We start from the raw sequence: 7,324 nt of genomic DNA on the forward strand, positions 1-7,324 counted from the left end.
TTATTAACGGGGTTGACCGGATTCTTCCCGAACGACGAATACAGGAATTCAATACGTTCGGCATATGCCTTCTCAATTTTACCACGTACCATCTTCATCGTGCTGTTTATCATCTGATTCTGCTCGGTAAACGGCTCCGGCAGAATGGCAAAAGTGGTTGGAAGCCAGCGGTCGGGGAACATGGCCGCATGTATCCCTCCGGTTTTGAACCGGTTTATCTGCTCCTGTATTATCTGTATCGCAGCCTCTTTCCCTTTGTCGGACGATAAATCCAGGTGCATCCGGGCAAGCTTTGTCTTCAGACGTTCCTTGTTGGGAACCACCAGTGCCACCGTGTAAGCATTCTGATTATTATGAAGCATCAACTGGTCGATGCAGCTCGATTTCTCCACCAGAGCCTCTTCGATCCCTTCGGGACTATATTTCTCGCCATCACTGCCGATGAGTAAACTCTTAAAGCGTCCCTTTACATACAGAAAACCGTCGGTTCCCATATACCCCAGGTCGCCTGTGTACAACCACCCGTTACGGATGGTTTCGGCTGTGCTGGACGGGTTCTTCCAGTATCCGGCCATTACATTCTCTCCTCTGATAACGATTTCGCCCGCCTGGCCTACAGGCAATTCATTCCCCTCGTTGTCGCAAATCTTCAATTCAATGGGGGCAACCAATATACCGCTGCTTCCAAAGGTATGTCTGGACGGCACATTCGACGAGATCACGGGTGTAGCTTCGCTCAAACCGTATCCCTGATACATGGGGATACCCAAAGCGTAATAGAACTTTTGTAAATCTTTATCCAATAAGGCACCTCCTCCCACAAAGAAGCGAAGTTCGCCACCAAAGTTGAGACGTACCTTTGAGAACAGCAGAGCATCAAACATTTTTACCAGCGGATTGAGCAGGAACCGCAGACCAGCCCCCTTATTGTGACCGTCGCCATTGTAAGCATATGCAACGGCCAGTCCTTTGTTAAACAACCAGGTAGCTACCTTACCCTGGGCGCGTACGCCCTGTTCGATGTTTTTCCTGAAACTCTTTGCCAGAGCAGGTACGCTTAATATAAGATGAGGTTTAAATTCGCGTATATTTAAAGGGATGTTTTTCAGAGTCTCCATCCCGGTTTTACCTACCTGAACGGTTGCCACGGAGGCACCCACGCTCATAAAGATATAGAACCCAACTACGTGTGCGAAGCAATGATCTAACGGAAGTATGATAAGGGTACGCCAGGTTTCGTCTATCTTGACCAGCGTAAGCGACTGTTCTACGTTTGCCGTGTAATTCCGGTGGGTGAGGATAACCCCTTTTGGATCGGCCGTGGTTCCGGAAGTATAGGTGATGGTTGCATAATCGTCGTTGGTAAGTGAACGTCCAACGGATAGAAACTCTTCCAGCGTATGGGTTTCCAGCCATGCCCGGCCCATTTCCTGTACTTCGCTGAGCAGGATCTCCTTCTCCTGAAGGGAAGGTTGCTCGTCGAACACAATCACCTTCTTTAATAAAGGAAGCTGATCGATGATGGTGCGGATCTTTTTAAGCTGATTACCCGATACCATGATGAATTTAACCTCTGCATGGGTAAGACGGAAAAGCAGGTCGTTGCTTTCTTCCAGTTTAACAGACAGCGGAACATTGCAGGCTCCAGCATAAAACATGGCCAGTTCGCCAATAATCCACGCGTTGCGTCCTTCAGACAATAAGGCCATCGTGTCTCCCTTACGCACACCCAAGGCCTGTAGTCCGGCTCCCAGGTTGTACACCTGATCCTTTACTTCTTTATAAGAGGTGGATTCAAATGCTCCGTTTGTCTTCTCCCAAAGGAACATATTCGAAGGATACCGGTTTACGGATGCTTCGAAAAGATCTATTAATGTCTTTTTCATTTACCAGTGCTCAAATGTTTTCAGGCGCAAACGTACATAAAAATAATCAAATCATCTCCAGATAAGCACAGGCAGTCTCCACAGTGGGTACATTTTTTATAACGATGCTTCGTTTGCCGTTCTGCTCACGCAGGTTGCAAGCCCTGGGATGTTGCTGCACAAAATGCAGCAAACGGTCGAAGGCTTCGCTCTGGTAATACGGACTTTCCGGATTGGCAACCAGGAAGAGGCTCATTTGTCCTTTTTTCAGCACCACCTTCTCCATACCCAGATGTTTCGCCATGCGGCGCAGGCGTACAATCCGGATCAGCTCCCTGCCTTCGGGAGGAATCTTCCCGAAACGATCGTTCAGCCGGTCGGCAAACGCCTGTATGTCGCGTTCTTCTTCCATATTGTCTAATTCGCGGTAAAGAGATACCCGTTCCGAATCGTTGGGAATATAAGTCGGCGAAAACATCAGCTCCAGATCACTTTCAATGTACGTTTCGCGCACGTAATCGGTTCCGCTATCCCGTTTGCCCTCTTCCGAATCGCTGTAAAGTTCGGCAAACTCTTCGCTTTTAAGCTCCTGAACAGCCTCTTCCAGTATCTTCTGGTAAGTCTCGTAACCCAGGTCGGCTATGAAGCCGCTCTGTTCGGCACCCAACATATTGCCTGCACCACGAATGTCGAGGTCTTGCATAGCGATATGGATCCCGCTTCCCAGCTCGGAAAAGTTTTCGATGGCCTGCAAACGGCGGCGCGCCTCCTGGGTAAGCGAACTGAGGGGAGGAGAGAGCAGGTAACAAAAAGCCTTGCGGTTGCTTCGTCCCACACGTCCGCGCAACTGATGCAGATCCGATAATCCGAACTGCTGGGCATTGTTTATCAGAATCGTGTTGGCATTGGATACATCGATGCCATTTTCTACAATGCTGGTTGCGATAAGCACATCGTATTCGTAATTTTCGAAATCGAGAATAATCTTTTCCAGCTTTTCGGGCTCCATCTGTCCGTGTCCCACACAAATACGGGCATCGGGCACTTCGCGGCGTATCAGGGCTTCTATCTCGTAAATGTTCTGGATACGGTTGTTTATGAAATAAACCTGACCGTTCCGGCTCATTTCAAAGTTGATAGCCTCACGTATGATATCTTCATTAAAACGATGTACTTCGGTCTGCACCGGATAGCGGTTGGGCGGTGGTGTGTTGATGTTCGACAAGTCGCGTGCCCCCATCAGCGAGAACTGCAAGGTACGCGGAATCGGAGTGGCAGTCATGGTCAGCGTATCCACGTTCACCTTAAGCTGCTTGAGTTTTTCCTTTACAGAAACACCAAACTTCTGCTCTTCGTCAATAATGAGCAGCCCCAAATCCTTAAACTTCACATCCTTGCTTACAATGCGGTGCGTGCCGATCAGAATATTCACTTCACCCTCTTTTACCTTCTGAAGGGTATCTTTTATCTGTCCCGATGTACGCGCCCTGCTGATGTAGTCTATGCGGCAGGGGAAATCCTTTAAGCGTTCGCGGAAGGTATTGTAATGCTGAAAAGCCAGTACGGTAGTAGGAACCAGCAGAGCCACCTGCTTGTTGTCGCTAACGGCTTTGAATGCCGCGCGAATAGCTATTTCGGTTTTACCGAATCCTACATCCCCGCATATCAGACGGTCCATGGGCAGCGGACGCTCCATATCCTCCTTCACATCGGCAGTAGCCTTCATCTGGTCGGGAGTGTCCTCATAAATAAAGCTGGCCTCCAGTTCGTGTTGCATAAAACTGTCCGGCGAATAAGCAAACCCCTTCTCATCCTTCCGTTTGGAGTAAAGCAAAATCAGGTCGCGGGCAATGTCCTTCACCTTCTTTTTGGTCCGCTCCTTCATCTTCTCCCAGGCACCTGTACCCAGCTTATTCAGTTTAGGCGGTTCGCCGCTCTCTTTTCCCTTATATTTGGAAAGCTTGTGGAGGGAGTGGATGCTTACAAAAATAATATCGTTGTTTTGATAAATCAGTTTAATGGCCTCCTGGATGCGTCCGTTCACCTCTGTACGTACCAATCCGCCGAACTGCCCCACACCGTGATCGATGTGTACGATATAGTCGCCGCTGGTAAACTGGTTAAGCTCCTTAAGCGAAAGCGTTATCTTACCCGAACGGGCCTTTTCGCTTTTCAGGTTGAACTTATGGAAACGGTCAAACAGCTGATGATCCGTAAACAAACAAACCTTCAGCGTATCGTCTGCAAACCCGCCGTGGATAGTCCGGTTTACCGAAGTAAAGGGGATATACTCCTTACGGTCTTCAAATATGATGCGGATACGGGTAGCCTGCTTTTCCACGTCGCTGAGGATATACAACGTATAACCCTCTTCAAGGAAAGTATGGAACGAGCTGCTTACCAGATCAAAATTCTTATGATAAATAGGTTGAGGGCGCGTACTGAATATAACCGTAGCATCCGGAGTTCCTGCAGCCTTTGCTCCAAAAGCGATGCGTCTGAAGTTCAGTACGGAACGCAGAAACTCATCTTCCGGCACCAGCCGGAGGCGCATCTGTTCGGCCGAAGTAAACGACTCTTCGTCGCCCAACACCGGCTCTTCACGGTATATGCTCCCTATTTTTTCCTTACACCATTCCAAATCTCCGAATGCCAGAATGGTATTGGGCGAAAGCGACTCCAGCAACGACGTACTGATAAGTCCGCTTTTATTCATCTCCGGCACAATGGCGATACGATCAAGTCGGCTTTTAGATAACTGCGATTCAACCTCGAAGGTGCGTATGGTTTCCACCTCGCTGCCAAAAAAGTCGATACGATAGGGAAACTCGTGCGAGAATGAAAACACGTCCAGGATACTTCCGCGCATAGCATATTGTCCGGGTTCGTACACGTAATCCACCTGTTCGAATCCATATTCGTCCAATATATCCGAAACAAACATATTGTCCAGCTTGTCGCCCACACCGATCTGCAAAGTTTTCTGTTTCAGGTCGGCTTGTGCGATCACCTTCTCTGCCAGTGCATCGGGGTAGGTAACGATAACGGTGGGCAGATCGGGCATTTGCAGTCGGCTTAACACCTCGGTACGCAAAATCTCGTTGGCCGGATCGAGGTGTCCGTACTTGATGGCACGCCGGTAAGCTGAGGGAAAGAAAAAAATGTCCTGACTGTTGGTGAGCTGCATCAGGTCATGATAAAAATAACCGGCCTCTTCCTGGTCGTTTAATACGCACACGTAGCTGCCCCTTTTCTTAAAAAAGAGAGATGCGATTGTTAATGCTGCCCCCGAACCATTTAAACCCTTCAGAAAAAGATTCCGGCAAGATTTGTCGTCCAATAGACCGACCAGCGCCGACACCTGCGGGTGGGCACTGTACATAGTAAGTAACTCCTGTACTTCCAAAGCAAAATAATTTGTACAAAGGTACAAATTTCAATTATAATATGTACCTTTGATCTTTAAAAACAGTTCAACACACAAAAGAAAGTATGTCCGACAGCATTGTGATTATTCCCACTTATAACGAAAAGGAAAATATTGAACAGATTATCCGCACCGTTTTTAAACTGGAAAAGATATTCCATATACTGATTATTGATGATGGTTCGCCCGATGGAACTGCCACGATTGTAAAAACGTTGCAGCAGGAGTTTCCGGACCGCCTTTTTATGATTGAACGCAAAGGCAAGCAGGGACTGGGCACGGCCTATATCACAGGCTTTAAATGGTGTTTGAGTCACGGATACGACTATATATTCGAGATGGATGCCGACTTTAGTCACAACCCCAACGACCTTATCAAGCTCTATAAGGCTTGTGCGGAACAAGGTGCCGATGTTTCGATCGGCTCCAGGTATTGCAACGGGGTGAATGTGGTAAACTGGCCTTTGGGACGGGTGCTGATGTCTTATTTCGCCTCAGTATATGTGCGCCTTGTTACAGGTATGCATGTGCAGGATACCACCGCAGGCTTTAAATGCTACCGCCGTGAGGTACTGGAAACCATCGACCTGGACCGGATTCAGTTTAAGGGATATGCATTTCAGATTGAGATGAAATTTACGGCTTATAAATGCGGATTCAAGGTTGTTGAGGTGCCCATCATCTTTATCAACCGCGAACTGGGGGTTAGCAAAATGAATTCTTCCATTTTCGGCGAAGCGCTGTTTGGCGTGCTTGAGCTTAAATGGTGGAGTTTCTTCCGCAAATATCCCCGTAAACTAAACTAATAGCTTGCAAAAAACGAGACAATAATGAAACAACTTTTAATAAAAAATGCCCAAATCATAAACGAAGGGCGCACTTATACAGGCTCTGTTCTGGTTAAGGGAGATAAGATAGCCGCTGTTTACGAAGGCACGGTTCCTCCCGAAGCTATGGGCGGGGGACAAGTAATCGATGCCACCGGCAAATGGTTGATTCCGGGGGCCATAGACGATCAGGTACATTTTCGCGAACCGGGTGTTACGCACAAGGGAGATATTTTCAGCGAGAGCCGTGCTGCGGTTGCAGGGGGGGTGACCACCTTTATGGATATGCCCAATACAAATCCGCAGACTACCACGCTGGCCGAGCTGGAATGGAAACTAAACCGGGGGGCAGAGACGTCGGCTGCCAACTACTCCTTTTTCTTTGGCGGTACAAACGATAACATGGACGAGATACGTAAGGTGGATCCTACACGTATTCCGGGATTGAAGTTGTTCCTGGGCTCATCTACCGGCAACATGCTTGTGGATAATCCGGCAACATTGGAAACTATTTTTGGCGAAGCCGGGATGCTTATCGCCATTCACGCAGAAAAGGAAGAGGTGATTAAACGCAACAAAGCGCATTACGTGGCCTTGCATGGCGAAGAGCTTGATATCACGTTCCACAGCAAGATAAGAGACGAAGAGGCCTGTTATGAATCGTCGGCCGAGGCAGTTGCCCTGGCTAAACGTCTGAATACACGCCTGCATATCCTGCATCTTTCTACTGCAAAAGAGATGGAGCTGCTGGACAACAGTCTGCCGCTTTCAGAAAAGCAGATCACCGGCGAGGTATGTGTGCATCATCTGTGGTTTACCGATGCAGATTATGCCACCTACGGAAACCGAATCAAATGGAATCCGTCTGTTAAAACACTGGCAGACCGTGAGGCATTGATTGAAGCCGTAAATAATAATAAAATAGATATCGTGGCCACCGATCACGCGCCGCATCTGCTTTCGGAGAAAGAGGGCAGTTGTCTTAAGGCAGCTTCGGGCGGACCGCTGGTACAACATTCGGTAGTTGCCATGCTCGAGCTTGCTAAGCAGGGCCGCTTCACCGTCGAGAAGGTGGTTGAGAAGATGGCTCACATGCCGGCAGAGTTGTTCAAGATCGACCGCCGCGGGTATATTCGTCCGGGTTATTATGCCGACCTTGTCTTAATTGATCCGGAAGCAAACTGGACGGTTGGCAAGGAGAATAT

At 48.4% G+C, this 7,324-nt stretch carries 4 protein-coding genes; 2 read left to right on the forward strand and 2 right to left on the reverse strand.

Annotation, left to right across the window (positions count from 1 at the left end; all coding sequences use genetic code 11):
- Both AB7E53_RS10905 and mfd read right to left on the reverse strand, forming a co-directional pair.
- On the reverse strand, window positions 1-1,886 hold a 1,886-nt coding region (locus AB7E53_RS10905; protein WP_446775641.1), incomplete at its 3' end, for an AMP-dependent synthetase/ligase.
- A 46-nt stretch (window positions 1,887-1,932) separates the two neighbouring features.
- A complete protein-coding gene (mfd, locus tag AB7E53_RS10910; RefSeq protein ID WP_446775643.1) occupies window positions 1,933-5,271 on the reverse strand; it encodes a transcription-repair coupling factor in 3,339 nt (1,112 codons plus the stop codon).
- An 86-nt stretch (window positions 5,272-5,357) separates the two neighbouring features.
- On the opposite strand from mfd, the gene AB7E53_RS10915 reads away from it, so the two are divergent.
- Window positions 5,358-6,098, forward strand: a complete 741-nt coding sequence (locus AB7E53_RS10915; protein ID WP_068180027.1) for a polyprenol monophosphomannose synthase — start codon at window positions 5,358-5,360, stop codon at window positions 6,096-6,098.
- A 24-nt stretch (window positions 6,099-6,122) separates the two neighbouring features.
- The coding region (locus AB7E53_RS10920) for a dihydroorotase (RefSeq protein ID WP_446775645.1) at window positions 6,123-7,324 on the forward strand (1,202 nt) is incomplete at its 3' end.

The organism is Macellibacteroides sp., assembly GCF_050251695.1.
Taxonomy (GTDB): Bacteria; Bacteroidota; Bacteroidia; order Bacteroidales; family Tannerellaceae; genus Macellibacteroides; species Macellibacteroides fermentans.

Bases quoted from the DNA above. Each gene is read 5' to 3' on its own strand.
- AB7E53_RS10915 (WP_068180027.1), top strand. From the start codon at position 5,358: ATGTCCGACAGCATTGTGATTATTCCCACTTATAACGAAAAGGAAAAT.